1 pseudogene is annotated in these 263 nt (G+C 73.4%); it reads left to right on the top strand.

The window, feature by feature from the left end:
• A pseudogene (locus tag ACTFO6_RS18975) lies at positions 1–94 on the top strand (30S ribosomal protein S2); the annotation flags it as partial.
• Positions 95–263: the final 169 nt, after the last annotated feature.

Genomic DNA, 263 nt, shown 5'->3' on the forward strand with positions numbered 1-263 from the left:
GTCGGTGGTGTACTGGCTGCTGGCGAACGAGACGCTCGACCGCCGCGGGGCGGGGACGGTCTACGGCCTCGACGAGTTCGAAGAGGCCATCTGACCGGCTGCCCGAACGATTTTGCCGCTCTCACCGGTAGCGGGTTCATGACGCGACACTGCGGGCTGCGGACCGCTCGGGTGCCACGCACCGGTGCGGGTGCGGCGCTGTGGCTGCCCCAGCGCCGCCCGCGCACGGTCGCGGGCGCCAGATGCGCCTCCGGCGTCGGGCC

Source organism: Pelomicrobium sp. G1 (genome assembly GCF_051905455.1).
GTDB lineage: Bacteria > Pseudomonadota > Gammaproteobacteria > Burkholderiales > UBA6910 > Pelomicrobium.